The 16,217-nt window shown below is 74.4% G+C and carries 16 protein-coding genes; 6 read left to right on the top strand and 10 right to left on the bottom strand.

Annotated elements, in window-relative coordinates; genetic code table 11:
• Window positions 1-137: 137 nt before the first annotated feature.
• The 4 genes from ACKUB9_RS29660 to ACKUB9_RS29645 all read right to left on the bottom strand — a co-directional run bounded on the left by ACKUB9_RS29660 (window position 138) and on the right by ACKUB9_RS29645 (window position 4,459).
• A complete protein-coding gene (locus ACKUB9_RS29660) occupies window positions 138-1,160 on the bottom strand; it encodes a TRAP transporter substrate-binding protein (protein ID WP_407529561.1) in 1,023 nt (340 codons plus the stop codon).
• Window positions 1,161-1,260: 100 nt separating this feature from the next.
• Window positions 1,261-2,109 carry an HTD2 family dehydratase gene (locus ACKUB9_RS29655; protein WP_407529560.1) on the bottom strand — a complete coding sequence of 283 codons (849 nt, stop codon included), beginning with the start codon at window positions 2,107-2,109 and terminating at the stop codon, window positions 1,261-1,263.
• Complete coding sequence (locus ACKUB9_RS29650) at window positions 2,109-3,275, bottom strand: acyl-CoA dehydrogenase family protein (RefSeq protein ID WP_407529558.1); 1,167 nt, start codon at window positions 3,273-3,275, stop codon at window positions 2,109-2,111. Before ACKUB9_RS29650 ends, ACKUB9_RS29655 begins: the two co-directional genes overlap by 1 nt.
• Window positions 3,276-3,313: 38 nt before the next feature.
• A complete protein-coding gene (locus ACKUB9_RS29645; protein ID WP_407529556.1) occupies window positions 3,314-4,459 on the bottom strand; it encodes a CaiB/BaiF CoA transferase family protein in 1,146 nt (381 codons plus the stop codon).
• Between the two features lie 216 nt (window positions 4,460-4,675).
• On the opposite strand from ACKUB9_RS29645, the gene ACKUB9_RS29640 reads away from it, so the two are divergent.
• A complete protein-coding gene (locus tag ACKUB9_RS29640) occupies window positions 4,676-6,754 on the top strand; it encodes an elongation factor G (RefSeq protein WP_407529554.1) in 2,079 nt (692 codons plus the stop codon).
• A 411-nt stretch (window positions 6,755-7,165) separates the two neighbouring features.
• Window positions 7,166-7,504: a hypothetical protein gene (locus ACKUB9_RS29635; RefSeq protein WP_410824814.1), complete on the top strand. Its 339-nt coding sequence runs from the start codon at window positions 7,166-7,168 to the stop codon at window positions 7,502-7,504.
• Here ACKUB9_RS29635 and ACKUB9_RS29630 read toward each other — a convergent pair.
• The 3 genes from ACKUB9_RS29630 to ACKUB9_RS29620 form a co-directional block, all read right to left on the bottom strand.
• Window positions 7,480-7,749 carry a hypothetical protein gene (locus ACKUB9_RS29630; protein WP_407529550.1) on the bottom strand — a complete coding sequence of 90 codons (270 nt, stop codon included), beginning with the start codon at window positions 7,747-7,749 and terminating at the stop codon, window positions 7,480-7,482. The two genes, ACKUB9_RS29635 and ACKUB9_RS29630, sit on opposite strands and share 25 nt — an antisense overlap.
• 201 nt (window positions 7,750-7,950) lie before the next feature.
• Window positions 7,951-8,673: a phasin family protein gene (locus tag ACKUB9_RS29625; RefSeq protein WP_407529547.1), complete on the bottom strand. Its 723-nt coding sequence runs from the start codon at window positions 8,671-8,673 to the stop codon at window positions 7,951-7,953.
• 280 nt (window positions 8,674-8,953) lie between these two features.
• Window positions 8,954-9,343 (bottom strand): phasin, encoded by a 390-nt coding sequence (locus ACKUB9_RS29620; RefSeq protein ID WP_407529544.1) that lies wholly within the window; start codon window positions 9,341-9,343, stop codon window positions 8,954-8,956.
• A gap of 296 nt (window positions 9,344-9,639) precedes the next feature.
• Here ACKUB9_RS29620 and ACKUB9_RS29615 point away from each other — a divergent pair, with 296 nt between their 5' ends.
• A complete protein-coding gene (locus ACKUB9_RS29615; protein WP_407529541.1) occupies window positions 9,640-9,939 on the top strand; it encodes a hypothetical protein in 300 nt (99 codons plus the stop codon).
• 3 nt (window positions 9,940-9,942) lie between these two features.
• Here the strand turns inward: ACKUB9_RS29615 and ACKUB9_RS29610 are convergent, their stop codons facing one another.
• Entirely contained in the window at window positions 9,943-10,476 is a 534-nt protein-coding gene (locus ACKUB9_RS29610; RefSeq protein WP_407529539.1) for a GNAT family N-acetyltransferase, read from the bottom strand.
• Between the two features lie 120 nt (window positions 10,477-10,596).
• Here ACKUB9_RS29610 and mutL point away from each other — a divergent pair, with 120 nt between their 5' ends.
• The 3 genes from mutL to ACKUB9_RS29595 all read left to right on the top strand — a co-directional run bounded on the left by mutL (window position 10,597) and on the right by ACKUB9_RS29595 (window position 13,816).
• The gene (gene mutL, locus ACKUB9_RS29605; RefSeq protein WP_407529536.1) at window positions 10,597-12,471 is read left to right on the top strand and encodes a DNA mismatch repair endonuclease MutL; all 1,875 of its coding nucleotides are present in this window, start codon (window positions 10,597-10,599) and stop codon (window positions 12,469-12,471) included.
• Window positions 12,472-12,549: 78 nt separating this feature from the next.
• Window positions 12,550-12,867, top strand: coding sequence for a hypothetical protein (locus tag ACKUB9_RS29600; RefSeq protein ID WP_407529534.1), 318 nt, complete (start codon window positions 12,550-12,552; stop codon window positions 12,865-12,867).
• A gap of 112 nt (window positions 12,868-12,979) precedes the next feature.
• Window positions 12,980-13,816: a trypsin-like serine peptidase gene (locus ACKUB9_RS29595; protein WP_407529533.1), complete on the top strand. Its 837-nt coding sequence runs from the start codon at window positions 12,980-12,982 to the stop codon at window positions 13,814-13,816.
• 33 nt (window positions 13,817-13,849) lie between these two features.
• Here the strand turns inward: ACKUB9_RS29595 and rsmD are convergent, their stop codons facing one another.
• Both rsmD and ACKUB9_RS29585 read right to left on the bottom strand, forming a co-directional pair.
• A complete protein-coding gene (rsmD, locus tag ACKUB9_RS29590) occupies window positions 13,850-14,407 on the bottom strand; it encodes a 16S rRNA (guanine(966)-N(2))-methyltransferase RsmD (RefSeq protein ID WP_407529532.1) in 558 nt (185 codons plus the stop codon).
• Between the two features lie 3 nt (window positions 14,408-14,410).
• Complete coding sequence (locus tag ACKUB9_RS29585; protein WP_407529529.1) at window positions 14,411-16,195, bottom strand: pseudouridine synthase; 1,785 nt, start codon at window positions 16,193-16,195, stop codon at window positions 14,411-14,413.
• Window positions 16,196-16,217: the final 22 nt, after the last annotated feature.

Here is a 16,217-nt window from a genome sequence, read left to right as displayed (position 1 = left end):
AGGTTCAGCAACCAACCTCAGTGCTGGTAGCGGCAGCGTCCCGCCTTCCTGCGGCGCCCTCCCGCACCCTCACCCCTGCCCCTCTCCCACACGGGAGAGGGGATGCTTCCCGCGCATTCTTGTCTCGGGTCAGCCTCTTACTGCGTGCGCGCCTCGCGCTGGAACTCCTCGATCACGTCCTTGCCGACGCGCTTGGCCATCTCGGCCGTGACCGGCTCCAGGGCCTTGCGCCACGCCGCCTTCTCGTCGGCGGTCAGTTCGATGAACTGGATCTTCCCGGACTTCTTCATCTCGTCGAGGGCGTCGGCGTTGTCCTTGCTCGCCACCTCGTTGGCGTAGGCGGTCGCCTCGGTCATCGCCTTCTCGAGCTGCCCGCGCAGGTCGGCCGGCAGGCCGTCCCAGAACTTCTTGTTCACGATCACCGCGTAGCCGATGTAGCCGTGGTCCGAGAGCGTGGCGTATTTCTGCACCTCGTGGTGCTTCTGCGTGAACATGTTCGAGGGCGTATTCTCCGAGCCGTCGACCACGCCGGTCTGCATGCCCTGGTAGACCTCCGAGAAGGCCATGACCTGCGGGATCGAGCCCAGCGCCCGGAACTGGGCCTCCAGCACCTTCGAGGACTGGATGCGCATCTTGAGGCCGCGGAAATCCGTCGGCTGGCGCAGCGGCCTGTTGGCGCTCATGACCTTGAAGCCGTTGTCCCAGAAGGCGAGGCCGCTGATACCCTTGGTCTCCAGCTTCTCGAACAGGCGCTTGCCGAGCGGCCCTTCGGTCACCCGCCGCAGCGCCGCCTTGTCGGGCAGGATGTAGGGCAGGTCGAAGACCTCGAACTCCTTCGCGCCGAGCGGCCCGAACTTCGCGAGCGAGGGGGCCAGCATCTGCACCGCGCCGAGCTGGAGCGCCTCGACCTCCTCCTTGTCCTTGAACAGCTGCGAGTTCGGGTAGACCTCCACCTTCACCTTGCCGCCGCTGTACTTCTCGGCCAGTTCCTTGAACTTGTCGGCGCCGCGGCCCTTGGGCGTGTCGGGCGCTACCACGTGGCTGAACTTGATGACGATGGGGTTCTGCGCCAGGGCGGTGCCGCCCAGGGCGAGGAGCGCGACGGCCGCGACGGCGGCGCGGCGGGTCACGGACCCGAAGGGGCTGGGAGAGCGAGTCATCGGCGTTTCCTCTTGTCGACGTTGATCTTGGCGTTGGTTGTGATGGTGGATTTGAACCGACCCTGGCAAACCGGGCGCGGGCGCGCAATCCGACGATCGCTTAAGAGGCCGAGCCGGACGCCTCCATGCACAGCCGGCCCCCGGCCTCGGTGGTCCAGCCCTCGAAGCCCTCAGGTCCGGCGCGTCCCGCCACCGTGAAGACCTGCCCGGCGATCATCGGCGACACGCCCCGGTAGCGGAACCGCGCCGGCACGCGGCCGAGGCACGCGGCCGCGAGGTTGAGGAGCAGGCTCGCCTGCATCGGCCCGTGCACGACGAGGCCCGCATAGCCCTCCACGCCGGTGGCGTAGGGATGGTCGTAGTGGAAGCGGTGGCCGTTGAAGGTCATGGCCGAGTAGCGAAACAGCAGGACCGGGTCGGCCTCGATCCGCCACGCGAGGTCGGGGGCCGGCTTGGCGGCGGCCTCGCCCGCCGGAGCCGCCGGCGCGCCCGGTCGGCTCGCCTCGCGGTAGACGATGTCCTGCCGCTCGCGGATCGCCACGCCGCGCGGCGTCTCGACCTCGTGCCGCACGGTGACGAAGCAGAGCGCGCCGGTGCGCCCCTCCTTGACGGCGACATCCGCCACCGTCTCGCGGCGCACCACCCGGTCGCCGAGGCGCAGGGGGGCCAGCGTCTCGACCTCGCCCCCCGCCCACATCCGGCGGGGCAGGGGCACCGGGGGCAGGAAGCCGCCCTTGGCGGCGTGCCCGTCGGGCCCGAGCGTGTCGGCACCCGGCGTCTCCGGCGCGAGGCACCAGTGGAGCGCGAGCGGCGCCTCGCCCTCGCCGACCGGCGCGAGGTGCGGCGCCAGGGTCGCCCGGTACTCCGCCACGAGGCGGGGCGTGACGAGGTCCTCGGCCTCGCGGGTACGGCCGATCCACTGCCGCAGGTGGTCGATGTCGAGGCCCATCAGTAGGACCGCGGCAGGCCGAGCACGTGCTCGGCGAGGTAGGACAGGATCAGGTTCGTGGAGATCGGCGCGACTTGGTAGAGGCGCGTCTCGCGGAACTTGCGCTCGACGTCGTATTCCTCGGCGAAGCCGAAGCCGCCATGGGTCTGGATGCAGGCATTCGCCGCCTCGAAGGAGGCGTCGGCGGCGAGCATCTTGGCCATGTTCGCCTCGGGGCCGGGGTTGGCGCCGGATTCGTAGAGCCGCAGGCCCTCGCGCACCATCAGCTCGGCCGCGCGCATGCTCGCGTAGGCCTTGGCGATCGGGAACTGGATGCCCTGGTTCTGGCCGATCGGGCGGCCGAACACGCGCCGGTCGCGGGCGTAGGCGCCGGCCTTGGCGATGAACCACTTGGCGTCACCGACGCACTCGGCCGCGATCAGCAGCCGCTCCGCATTCATGCCCGAGAGGATGTAGCGGAAGCCCTTGCCCTCCTCGCCGATCAGGTTCTCGGCCGGCACCCGCAGGTCGTCGAAAAAAACCTCCGTGGTGGCGTGGTTCATCATCGTGCGGATCGGCCGGATGGTGAGTCCGCGCCCCACCGCCTCGCGCATATCCACGAGCAGGACCGAGAGGCCCTCGGTCCGCTTGCCGCCCTCGCGGGGCGGGGTGGTGCGGGCCAAGAGCAGCATCAGGTCCGAATGCTCGGCCCGGCTGGTCCAGATCTTCTGGCCGTTGACCACGTAATGGTCGCCCTCGCGCCGCGCGGTGGTCTTGAGCGCCGCGGTGTCGGTGCCGCTCGTCGGCTCGGTGACGCCGAAGGCCTGCAGGCGCAGGCTGCCCTCCGCGATGCCCGGCAGGTAGCGCTGCTTCTGCGCCTCCGAGCCGTGCCGCAGCACCGTGCCCATCGTGTACATCTGCGCGTGGCAGGCGCCGCCGTTGCACCCGGCGCGCTGCACCTCCTCCAGCACCGCCGCCGCCGCCGAGAGCGGCAACCCTGAGCCGCCGTACTCCTCGGGGATCAGCACCGAGAGGTAGCCGGCCTCGGTGAGCGCGTTCACGAACTCGGTCGGATAGGCCATCTCGCGGTCGAGGGCGCGCCAGTACTCGCCGGGAAAGCGGGCGCAGAGCTTCTGCACCGCCTCGCGGATCTCGGGGTAGGTCTCGTGCTGCATGTCCTGAGTCATGGTCCGGTCCGGTGCGGGCGCCAAGGCCCTCGCTGGCGTCAGGCGCCGAATTCCGCGCGGATCGCCGCGCTGTGGGCGCCGATCTCCGGCACCCGCCCGAGGGGCCGGGTGCGCCCGTCGATCAGGGCCGGGGGCGCGACGATCGAGGCGGGGCCGGCCGAAGTCTCGACCGTGACCCGGCGCAGGGCCGGGTGCGTGACGAGGTCGGCGAGTTCGTTGACGAAGCCGTAGGCGGTGCCGCTCGCCCGCAGGCGCGCGGCGGCCTCGTCGCGAGAAAGATCCGCGAAGGCCTCCGCCACCCGCGCATCCACGGCCGGCCGGTTGGCGACCCGGGCGGTGTTGGACCCGAACCCCTCCCGCGCGGGCAGATCGGGCTCCCCGAGCACGCCCGCGCAGAAGGCGGCCCATTCGCGCTCGTTCTGGATCGAGATCAGCACGAGGCTGTCGTCGGCGGTGCGGAAGGCCCCGTAGGGACAGATGGACGGGTGGGCGAGGCCGACCCGCTGCGGCGCCCGGCTGGTGCCCTCGTAGTAGAGCAGCGGCACGTTCATCCAGTCGGCCATGCCGTCGAACAGGCTCACCTCCAGGCGGCTGCCCGTGCCGCTGCGCTCGCGGGCGATCAGCGCCTCCAGCACGGCGGCGTGCGCCGCCATCCCGCAGGCGATGTCGCAGACCGAGACGCCGACCCGGCCAGGCCCCGCCGGATGGCCGGTGATGGCGGCGAGCCCGCTCTCGGCCTGGACCAGGAGGTCGTAGGCCTTCATCTGCGCGTAGGCGTGGCCCGCCCCGTAGCCGGTGATGTCGACCGTGATCAGCCGCGGATTCCGGGCACGCAAGTCCTCGGAGCCGAAGCCGGCGCGGGCGGCCGCGCCCGGCGCGAGGTTCTGGATGTAGACGTCGCTCTCGGCCAGGACGGCGTGGAGGAGCCGCGCATCGTCCGGGTTCTTGATGTCGGCGACGAGGCTCTCCTTGCCGCGGTTGAGCCAGACGAAGTAGCTCGCCAGCCCGTTCACGGCCGCGTCGTAGCCCCGCGCGAAATCGCCCTCCGGCCGCTCGATCTTGATGACCCGCGCGCCGGCATCGGCGAGCCGCGAGGAGCAGTAGGGCGCCGCCACCGCCTGTTCGAGCGCCACCACGGTGAGCCCGGCGAGGGGACGTGCCGCCGATCCCAGACTGTCCGTCACGCGAAAAATCTCCTCCCGGGCCGCCCCGGTTCGGCCGGGGTGCGACGGTGCGGCGCGAGCCCGCCCGTCTTCCGCCCGACCATGCGGCGGCGCGCGGGCATTGTCCAACGCGCGGGGCGGGACCCGGGTCCGCGCCGGCGCGATGGGGCGCCCCGGACCGCGCCCGCCACAACCGCCTGGACCGGCGGCAAGCCCGGTGGTTAACTCGTCCCCGGAATGCTCGCCACAAGAGCATCGACAAGCTGGAGGAGGCGTCTCGTGGCTGGGCAAACCCGGTGCATCGCGATCGTCGGACCGTTCCAGAGCGGCAAGACCGCCCTGCTCGAAGCCATCCTGCACCGGACCGGTGCGATCGACCGGGCGGGCCGCGCGGCCTCCGGCAACCGGGTGGGCGACACCAGCGCCGAGGCCAAGGCCCACGGCATGAGCGTGGAGCCGAACGTCGCCTCGGCGACCTTCCTGGGCGACACCTTCACCTTCATCGACTGCCCGGGCTCGGTGGAGTTCGCGCAGGACATGCGCGCCGTGCTGCCGGTCTGCGACGCGGCGGTGGTGGTCTGCGAGGCGGACGAGCGCAAGCGGCCCGCCCTCGAACTGATCCTGCGCGAGCTCGAAGCGGCCGGCATCCCGCGGCTCCTGTTCATCAACAAGGCCGACGCGGCGCCGGGCTCGCTGCGCGACGCGCTCGCCCTGCTGCAGCCCGCCTCCGGCGTGCCGCTGCTGCTGCGCCAGATCCCGCTCTGGCAGGGCGAGGCGGCGGTGGGCTTCATCGACCTCGCGCTGGAGCGCGCCTTCATCTACCGCGAGCAGGCCCCGAGCGAGGTGGTGGCCCTGCCCGAGGGCGAATTGCCGCGCGAGAAGGCCGAGCGCTTCACCATGCTGGAGCGCCTCGCCGACCACGACGACGCGCTGATGGAAGACCTGATCTCCGAGGTCGAGCCGGCGCGCGACCGGGTCTTCGGCGACCTCGCCCGCGAGCTGCGCGAGGGGCAGGTGGTCTCGGTGCTGTTCGGCTCGGCCGAGCACGGCAACGGCGTGACGCGCCTGCTCAAGGCCCTGCGCCACGAGGCGCCCGGCCTGCCCGAGACCTGCGCGCGGCTCGGGCTCACCGAGGGCGGGCCGGCGCTGGCCCAGGTGGTGAAGACCCTCCACACCGGCTTCGGCGGCAAGCTCTCGATCGCCCGCGTGCTGCGCGGCGGTTTTCGCGAAGGCGAGACCGTGACGGGTTCAGGCGGCAGCAGCGTCCGCATCGCCGCGCTCAGCGCCCTGTCCGGCGCCACCGGCCACCGGGTGCCGGAGGCCCGGGAGGGGGATGTCGTGGGCTTCGCCAAGCTCGAACCCATCGCCACCGGCGAGACGCTGGCGGCCGGCACGGAGGCGCCGGCCGCGCTCGCGGCGCTGGAGCGTCACGAGCCGGTCTTCGCGGTCGGCCTGCGCATCCGCGACCGCAAGGACGACGTGCGCCTCGCCGGCGCCCTGGCCAAGGTGGTGGAGGAGGACCCCGCGCTCGCCCTCGAACAGCACGCCGATCTCGGCGAGATGCGCCTCACAGGCCAGGGCGAGATGCACCTGCGGGTGGCGGTGGAACGCCTCGCCTCGCGCTTCGGCATCGGGGTCGAGACCGAGCGGGCGCGGATCGGCTACCGCGAGACCGTGCGGATCCGCGCCTCCGCGCGCGGACGCCACAAGAAGCAGACCGGCGGGCACGGCCAGTTCGCGGACGTCGCCCTCGACGTGCGCCCGCTCGGGCGCGGCGAGGGCTTCCGCTTCGAGGACGAGGTGGTGGGCGGCGCGGTGCCCCGCCAGTTCATCGGCTCCGTGGAGGCGGGCGCGCGCGCCTTCATGGCCCGCGGCCCGCTCGGCTTCCCGGTCGTCGACGTCGCGGTGACGCTCAAGGACGGCGCCTCGCACGCGGTCGATTCCTCGGACGCCGCCTTCCAGGCCGCGACCCGGCTCGCCCTCGACGAGGCGCTGCCCAAGGCCGGCCCGGTGCTGCTGGAGCCGGTGCTGGCGGTGACGATCGCCGTGCCCTCGGGGGCGACCGCCAAGGCGACCGGCCTCGTCACCGCCCGGCGCGGCCAGATCCTCGGCTTCGACGCCCGGCCCGGCTGGTCCGGCTGGGACCAGGTCGAGGCGCTGATCCCCGAATCCGAGATGGCCGACCTGATCGTCGAGCTGCGCTCGGTGACGGCGGGGGTCGGCACCTTCACCACCCGCTTCGACCACATGGCGGAACTCTCCGGCCGGCCGGCCGACGCGGTGCTGGCCAACCAGCCGGTGCGGCGCGCCGGCTGACCGGCGCGGCGCCGTCATCCACACCCGTCCACGGCGGATGCGTCGATTGCGACGCATCGCGACGAGCCCGCGTTAAAGGGTCATCCCGCATCCTCGCCCTGAGAGCGCAGGCCTGTCCGGGGAAAATCCCTCGACCAGGATGGCGCGGGATCCCCTCTCCCGTGCGGGAGAGGGGTAGGGGTGAGGGTCCAGGTAGGGCCGCAGTGAAACGCAGGGCGTGGTGAGGGGAGCGGAAGGGTTCAGGACCGGCCATCAGCCTCAGTGCTGGTAGCGGGCGCCGTTCAGACCTCTTGCTGCACCCTCCCGGGACCCTCACCCCTGCCCCTCTCCCGCACGGGAGAGGGGTTCCCCGCGCCTTCCTTGTCGAGGAATTTTCTCCGGACAGTCCCGTGCGAGAGTCGGGAGAGGATCATGCAGCGGATCGTACTGGCCGCCGCGGCGGCCGCGGCCATCCTGGCCGCGCTGCCCGTCGACGCGCAGGCGCGGGGCCGGCGGGGCGGGACCGGGGTGTTCTTCGTATCCACCTCCGTGCCGGTCGCGACCGCCGCACGGGCCAAGGCGGCCTCCGAGCCCAGGGCGGCGCCCGAATCGAAGCCCGGGGGGGCGGAGCCGCCGCCGATCCGCACCGCCTCGGCCGAGGCGCAGCCCGTCACGACCGGGGCGACGCCGCCGCCTGCGCCCGCCGCGCGGCCGTGGTGCGCCGGCGGCCGGGTCTTCGGCAGCGGTCAGGGCTTCTGCGAGATCAACTGATCCCGGCCGAGCCGTTCGGCGTTGGCCCGGACGCGCTCGCGGTAGCCCGCGATCACGGCGTCGGCCGAGCCGCCGGCCATCAGCGTGTCGAGCGCTTCGGTGGCGGCGTCGATCTTCTCGCTGACCATGCGCTCGCCCTCGGTCTGTGCGGTGGGGCCGCCGCCGGCGAGCGCCGTCAGCCGCAGGGCGATGACGGTCTGCGACTCGATGGCGAGCAGCGCCGCCGTGTACCATGTGCCGAACATGCGACCGTCCAGGGGGGAAAAGGCGGGGGAGGAAGGCGCGCGTACGCCGCACGGCGGCCTTGCGGGCCGCCGCCTCGCGGGGGAACCGCACCCGGAGCAGGCGCGGCACATCCATGAATCGTCGGTCGTCCGGCGCGCCGGCTCCCGCCCGGCGGGACGCGCGGCCGTGCCGGCCGCGCAGCCTGGACGCCGGCCTCGCTCTCAGGCGGCCTTGGGCAGGCTCGCCAGCGCGATCCCCGAGGCTCGGCGGCTGACGTCGCTCCAGCAGGCGACGGCCGCGGAGACGATCCGGCCGACCTCCTCGGCCTGCAGCTGCATCGCCTCGCCGGGGCCGCTGGCGCCGCGCAGGGCGCGCCAGAAGCTGAAGGCCGCCTCGGTCTCGTCGCGCATGAAGGTCAGCAGGCGCAGGTTGATCTCCACGACGCCGCGCAGGGCCGACGCCGCCTCGTCCGTCCGCACGCCCTCGGCGCGCAGCAGCGCCGCCACGGGCTCGGGCAGCGACGGCGCCGCCGCCTCGGCCGGCGGCTCCGGAGCCGCCACGGCGGCGTGCGCCACATCGCCATGCGACTCGGCTGCGTGCGCCTCTGTGTCGTGAGCCTCGGCGGCATGCGCCGCGGGCTCGGCGGGAGCCGCCTCGGCCAGCGTCTCGGACGCCTCGACCGACGGCAGGGCGTCCTGCGCCTCGTCGCGGGCGAGCACCGTCTCGGGCACCTCCGCGGTGTCCGGCTCCGCGTGCCGAGCCTCGTCCGGGACCGGCGCCGTGGCTTCGGCCGGAGTCTCGTCGGCCGCCGCGTCCGCGGTGACCGCGCCGGCATCGCGGGCGAGCAGCACGGCCTCGGTCTCCTCCGGGGCGGCGGGGGCCTGCGCCGCGACCGCGGTCTCGGTTTCGGCCGTCTGGGTCTCGGGCGCGGTGATGTCGGGCACTGTGATCTCGGGTGCGGTGATCTCGGGCGCAGCCGTGGGGGCGGGGCCGGGCCGCCGCGTCGCCGCCGGGGCTCCGCGGGTCGGCTTCCCGGATCGACGCCGGGGTCCGTTGGTCATGACGTTACCTCGCGTGCTGGGCAGGGTTCGGACGGGCGCCTCGCGGCCGCCCGCCGAGACCCTGCGACACGGCTCTCAAGCCGCAGCGGACGATGCACCGGTGTGCCGGGGCAGGTCCGCTCGGGGTGGCGGGACGACGCGGAGGGGCGCCGAACCCGCGGCATCAGCCCTTGGCGGCCGACGGATCGTTGGAGGCGGGCTTGGCCGCCTCCTCGGTGAGGTTGGTGAACTCCTTCGCCTGGCTCTGCAGCGCGGCGATCTGGCTGCGCATGTACTCGCCCTGCAGGTCCATCGCCTCCTTGAGGTCGCGCGAGCGCACCAGCTTCTCGGCGAAGTCGAAGGTCGCGGCGATGTGCTGCTCCGTGTAGTCGAAGCCCTTGGTGACGGCGGTGCCCGCCTTGGACTGCGCCGTCTCGGTGGAGGTCTGCACCGAATCGGCGACCTTGCGGGCGCTGCCGAGCAGGCTGCCCAGCGCATTGCGCGCCTGCTGCAGGCCCTTCTCGGCCGTCGCCCGCATCTCGTCGGACACCTCGAAACCCTTCTTGTCGGCCATGGTCGTTCCCCCCGTGTGCGGGCCTGCTCCGTCCGCACGCTCGATTGTGCAACGCAGCAGATCTATGTTGCGACGCAATGCGAGTGTCAACGGTACCGGTCGGTGCATGCGCGTCGCGGCAGCGCCGACCGCCGCCCGCAGAGGCTAGCCGTCCCGAGGGAGCGGTTCAATCCAGCGGCGATCCGTCGCAGGAACGGCCCGGCCGCCGCGGCCGCGCGCCCTGGCGCGCGTCGAGCTTAAGGCTTCGCTAACCATGTCGGCACCAGAGTGGGGCTCACTCTCACGACGAGGTCGCCATGGCACAGCAGCACGTCCGGCCGATGCCCACCGCCTTCGCCCAGTACCCGATCCCGCTCGAGCTCCTGGCCGCCCTGCACCGGGCGAGCGAAGGCGACGTCGACGCGCTGGTCTCGCGGATGCCCGAGACCGGCCGGGCGCGGCTCGCCGCCTACTGCACCGACAAGGATCACCTCCACCGCCTGGGCCTGCGCATCGCCGGGACCTGCGACGAGGCGGCGCTGGTGCGGGTGGTGGGGCCGGATGCCGGCGCGAGCCTCTACGCCCAGTCGCGCCTGCCCCACGCCCTGTCCTCCTGATCCTCAGGGCGAGCCGGGCGGGATCGTGTCGCCCGGTCCGAGCGCGCGCTGCATCAGCACGGTGTCGAGCCAGCGCCCGTGCTTCCATCCGACCGCGCGCAGCACGCCGGCATGGCCGAAGCCGAGCGCGGCGTGCAGGCCGATCGAGGCCGCGTTGTCCGAATCCCCGATCACCGCGATCATCTGCCGGAAGCCCCGCCGCTCCGCCTCGTCGATGAGCGCGGCGAGGAGCCGTCGGCCGACGCCCCGCCCCTGCATCGCCGGATCGACGTAGACCGAGTTCTCGACGCTGGCCCGGTAGGCCGGGCGGGCGCGGTAGGGCCCCGCATAGGCGTAGCCGGCGATCCGGCCGCCGATCTCGGCCACGAGGTAGGGGTGGCCGGCCCCGATCAGGCCGGCATGACGGCGCAGCATCTCGGGCACGTCCGGCGGGTCGAGTTCGAACGAGGCCGTGCCCTCCCGCACCGCCCGGGCGTAGATCGCCTGCACGGCCGGGATGTCGGGAGGCCCGCAGGGCCGCAGGATCACGTCGTCCATACCGAAACACGCCCTCCTTCGTCCGGTGCCGGTCGGCCCCGTGCACGAGGCGTGCCCCGGTTGCCATGCGCCCCCCGCGCGCCCTTCGCGCGCGCGCCGGCACCCCCTATATTGCGGATCATGCCCGCCTCGCCCCCCGACCGTCCGGCCGTGCGCCGCCTCGACCCGGTGCTGGTCGACCGCATCGCCGCGGGCGAGGTGGTGGAGCGGCCGGCCTCGGCCTTGAAGGAGCTGGTCGAGAACGCCATCGACGCGGGCGCGGGCCAGATCGAGGTGACGATCCAGGCCGGCGGGCGCCGGCTGATCCGGGTCGTGGACGACGGCATCGGCATGGATGCGCAGGATCTCGCGCTCGCCGTCGAGCGCCACGCCACCTCGAAGCTGCCGGACGGCGATCTCGACCGGATCGAGACGCTGGGTTTCCGCGGCGAGGCGCTGCCCTCGATCGGCGCGGTGGCGCGGCTCTCGCTCGTCTCGCGCACCGCCGCCGGCGAGACCGGCCACGGCCTCGTGGTCGATGCCGGGATCAAGGGGCCGGTGCGGCCGGTCGCGGCCGAGCGCGGCACCCGGATCGAGGTCACCGACCTCTTCGCCGCCACGCCCGCGCGCCTCAAGTTCCTGAAGTCCGACCGCGCCGAGGCGGGCGCCGTGGCCGAGATCCTGCGCCGCCTCGCGGTGGCCCATCCTCAGATCCGCTTCGTCCTGCGCGGGGAGGGGAGCGGCCTGACCTTCCCGGCCGAGGCCGGCGCCGGCTCGTGGCTGCGCCGGCTCGCGGCGGTGCTCGGGCCGGACTTCGCCCAGAACTCCGCGCCCCTCAACCTGGAGCGGGAGGGCTTCACCCTCGACGGGCATATCGGCCTGCCGACCTTCCACCGCGCCGCGGCGACCCACGTGCACTTCGTGGTCAACGGCCGGCCGGTGCGCGACCGCCTGCTGCTCGGGGCGGTGCGGGGCGCCTACGCGGACGTGATGGCCTCCGACCGCCACCCGGTGCTGGCCCTGGCGCTGACCTGCGACCCGACCCACGTCGACGTGAACGTGCACCCGGCCAAGACCGAGGTGCGCTTCCGCGAGCCGGGGCTGGTGCGCGCGCTCATCGTCAGCGCCATCCACGAGGCGCTGCGCCGCGAGGGCGGGCGCAGCGCGCCGAGCGTGGCCGCCAGGACCCTGGAAAGCCTGCGCCCGACCGCCTCGCCCCGCCCGGCCGCCCTGCTGCGGGACGAGCCGCCGCCCGCCCGCCCGCGCGGATCGGGCCAGCCCGACGCCTTCGCGCGCGACTTTTTCAGCGCCCCACCGGACGCGGCCCCGCCCGCCGGCTTCGAGGAGGCCGCGCAGGCGCGCTTCGAGGGCGAGATCGACCGTCCGAGCGCCACCACGCCCGCGCCCGCGGCCCCGCCCGCGCCCGCGGATCCTGGGGGCCACCCCCTCGGCGCCGCCCGGGCGCAGCTCCACGAGACCTACATCGTCGCTCAGACCCCGGACGGCATCGTCATCGTCGACCAGCACGCCGCGCACGAGCGCCTCGTCTACGAGCGGCTGAAGCGCGAGCGCGCGGCGGGCGGCATCGCCCGGCAGATGCTGCTGATCCCGGAGGTGGTGGACCTCGACCCCGTCGAGGCCGACCGCCTCGCCGAGGCGGCCGACGATCTGGCGGCTTTGGGCCTGTCGATCGAGCCCTTCGGCCACGGCGCCGTGCTGGTGCGCGAGGTGCCGGCGGCGCTCGCGGGCGGCAGCCTGCGCGGGCTCCTGGCCGACGTGGTGGATGCGCTCCAGGAGGGCGGTGCCGATCCGCTCGCCCGCCGCCTCGACGCGGTGCTCTCGCGCATGAGCTGCCACGGCTCGATCCGGGCCGGGCGCCGCCTGCGGCCCGAGGAGATGAACGCGCTGCTGCGCGAGATGGAGGCGACCCCCCTCTCGGGCCAGTGCAACCACGGCCGTCCCACCTACGTCGAACTCAAGCTCAACGACATCGAGCGCCTGTTCGGGCGGCGCTGAGCGCCGGAACAGCCGCCCCGCGAGCCCGTTGCCCGTCGCGGTCTGGCGAGATGCCCGGGCGCGCCACGGAGATGTCGGATGATGCTCAAGCCGCTGCCCTGCTCGCTCGCCCTCGCGGCCCTGCTGGCGCTCGCCGCGCCGGCGCTCGCCCAGGGCATCAACAACGGCTCGGGCGCCGCCCCGGGGTCGAGCGGCAACACGGGGTCCGGCATGTCGAGCCAGCCGCCCGGCAGCGGCGTCGGCGGCAACAATCCCGGCAGCATGGGGTCCACCGGGACGCAGGGATCGAGCGGCGGCAACATGGGGCCGAACGCGACGTCGAGCACGCAGCGCCCCACGGGCAGCGGCTCCCCCGGCACCGGCCCCGGGAGCCAGTCGGGCAGCGGCAGCCGCTGACCGGCACGGCACCGTCGCGGCGTCGACCCGCCTCCCGCCCGGGCGCGCGGCCGTGTATGCAGAACCTGCTTGAGCGGGCGCGGCGCCCGCCGCGACCGAACGGGCAGGGGACGTGTCGCCTCAGCGTCATCTCGCGCGCATGCCGGTCCGCCGTGCCCGGCCGGGCGGGGCCGCCTCCCTCGCGGCGATCCTGCTGGCCCTCGGGCCGGCGCAGGCCGAGTCCTCCGGCCGGGTGCCGCTGGAGCCGGATACGTGGCCGTTCACGGCCATCGGCCGCGTCAACGTGGTCACCGGCCCGGCGCATCGCAGCCATTGCACCGGGACGCTCGTCGGCCCGCGGATCGTGCTCACGGCCGCCCATTGCCTCTACGATTCCCGGCTCGACACTTGGGTGAAGCCGCATCAGGTGCACTTCGTCGCGGGCCAGGCGCGCGACCGCAGCGGCGGCCACGCGGAGGCCGAGGCGATCCGGCTCGCCCCGGGGGTGGACCTGCGGCGCGAGACGCGCCCGCACCCCGACGCGATCCGCGCCGACATGATCGGCCGGGACTGGGCGGTGATCACCCTGAAGGACGCTCTGCCCGGGATCGCCCCGGTGCCCTGGCGGATCATGCCCGAGGCCGATCTCCCGGCGGCCGCACCCGGCGCCGTGGTGGCGGTGGCGGGCTACGCCTTCGACCGGCCCTACCTGCCGGTGATCCACCGCGGCTGCTCGGCCCGGATCGACTCCCCCGAGCGGGGCCAGCTCTCCAGCCTGTGCGAATCCGGCTCGGGCGAATCCGGCGCGCCGGTGCTGCTGCTGCAGCCGGACGGACAAGCGGCGCTGGTCGGCATCCAGACCGCCCTGATCGGGGCCGAGCGGGTGCGCAACGCCTACCGGGGCGGCATCGGCCGCGGCGTCGCGGCGGCGGCCTTCGCGCCGGTGCTGGAGGAGATGCGCGCGCCCTGACGGCCCGGGCGCTCCCGCGGGCGGCGGCACCGCTCACGCATCGTGGCGCGCGAACACCACCTGCGTGTCGCCGTAGGTGCGCCGCTCGGCCTCGGTGAAGCCCGCCGGCAGGACGAGGGCCGCGGAGGCCGCCTCCTCGACCACCGCCAGGGCGCCGGGCGCGAGCCAGCCGCCGCTGCGCGCGGCGTCGAGCGCCTTCGGGGCGAGGTCGCGGCCGTAGGGCGGGTCGCAGAAGACGAGGCCGAAGGGCGCGCCCGGCGGAGCGGCGCCGAGCCGGGTCGCGTCGCGGCGAAACAGCCGGGTCACCCCGCCGAGACCCAGCGCCTCGACGTTGCCGCGGATCACGCCGCGCGCCTCCGCGCCCTCATCGACGAGGAGCGCGAAGGCGGCCCCGCGCGACAGCGCCTCGCAGGCGAGCGCGCCGGTGCCGGCGAAGAGGTCCAGCACCCGCGCGCCCGGCACCGGGTCGTCGTAGGCGTGGGTCAGCACGTTGAACAGCGCCTCGCGCAGGCGGTCCGAGGTCGGCCGGATCGCGTCGCTGCGCGGTCCCGCGAGGGTCCGGCCGCGCAGCGCGCCGCCGACGATCCGCACCGTCTAGCGCCCGCCGGACGGACGGCCCCCGCGCGGAGGTCCGCCGGGGCGCCCAGGCGGGCGCCCGCCGGGTTTCGGCCCGCCGCGTCCGCCGGGGGGCCGGCCGCCGCCACCACCCTTGCCGCCCGGTCGGCCGAAATCGGCTTTGTCCCCGGGCTTGCTGCCTCCCGGCCTGCCCGCTCCGGGCTTGCCGAATCCCGGTTTGCCGAAGCCGGGCTTGCCGCCGGGACGGCCGCCCGCGAAGCCGCCGGCACCGCCCGCTCCGCTTCCCTTGGCGAAGCCGCCCCCCTTGCCGAAGCCACCGCTCTTGCCGAAGCCCCCCGTGGGGCCGCGCCGCTCGGGCGCGCCGCCCTCCGCGCGCGGTGCCCGCGCCGGACGCTCGTCCCACTGCCGCGGGGCGCGCTCGGCCCGCTCGCGCTGGGGCCGCTCGGTGCGCTCGCGGGCGGGGCGCTCGCCGCGCGGGGCGCGCTCGGGCCGCGGCCGGGGCTCGGCGGCGGGATCCGCCACCAGCCGCTCCACCAGCACCCGGCGCTCGCCGGTGGCGATGGCGCCGACGCGCTCGCGCGGCCGTTCCGCGGCGGCGGCCCGCGCCTCCTTGGGATCGCTGATCCGGCGCCGCACCCGCGGCCGCTCGCGCGCCTCGTGCACCGCCTCGGCCTCGGGGTCGCGCCACACCGCGCGCCGGGGCGCGCCGGCGTCGGGCTTGCCGGCGCGCGGGGCGGCTCCGGCCGGGGCCTTGCCCGGTGCCTTGCCGAACCCCCTGCCCATCTCCCGGCCCATGCCCATACTCTTGCCCACGCCCTTGCCGAATTGCGGCCGGGCCGGGTCGCGCCCGCCGCGGGGCGCACGCTCCGCAGGGCCGGACGAATGCGGCTCCTGCGCGGCAGCCTTGGCCGCGGCCTTGGCGGCGGCCTTGGGCGAGCCGAAAGCCGCGATCGGCTCGCGCACCGGGCTGGTGAAATCCACCCCGGCCTGCTCGGCGAGGTTGGTGCCGAGCTGCTCCTTGAGCACCTTGGTGCGCACCTCCTCGACGAGGCCGACTTCGAGATCGCCGAGCTGGAACGGCCCGAAGGAGAGCCGGATCAGGCGGTTCACCGACAGGCCGAGATGTTCGAGGATGCGCTTGACCTCGCGGTTCTTGCCCTCGCGCAGGCCGAGCGTCAGCCAGACGTTGTCGCCCTGCTGGCGGTCGAGGCTGCCCTCGACCGGGCCGTACTCCATCCCGTCGATGGTGATGCCCTTGCGCAGCCGGTCGAGCGCGGCCTGGTCGACGTCGCCGTAGGCCCGCACCCGGTAGCGGCGCAGCCATCCGGTCTCCGGATGGGCGATCACCTTGGCGAGGCCGCCGTCGTTGGTGAGGAGCAGCAGCCCCTCGGTGGTGATGTCGAGCCGGCCGATCGCCACCACCCGCGGCAGGTCCTCCGGCAGGACGTCGAACACGGTCTGGCGCCCCTCCGGGTCGCGGGCCGTGGTGACCACGCCGCGCGGCTTGTGGAAGATCCACAGCCGGGTGCGCTCGCGGGTGGGCAGCGGCTCCCCGTCCACGGTGATGCGGTCCTGCGGGCCGACATTGACGGCCGGCGAGGCCAGGCGCTCGCCGTTCAGCGTGACGCGCCCGTCGAGGATCATCGCCTCGGCGTCGCGCCGGGAGGCGATGCCGGCCCGCGCGATGGCCTTGGCGATCCGCTCGGGCTCGGGGGCGGCGGCCGGCCGGTCCGCGGCCAATGGCTCTTCGGCTCCGCGCGGGCCCTTGCGCACGCTCGGCTTGTGGTCGTTGCTGTCGCTCATGCGGGCCTGATACCAGAGCGGG

Source organism: Methylobacterium oryzisoli, from assembly GCF_046557895.1.
Classification (GTDB): Bacteria; Pseudomonadota; Alphaproteobacteria; order Rhizobiales; family Beijerinckiaceae; genus Methylobacterium; species Methylobacterium oryzisoli.
Note: the sequence above shows the minus strand (reverse complement) of the source record. Positions and strands in the feature narration are given on the sequence as shown.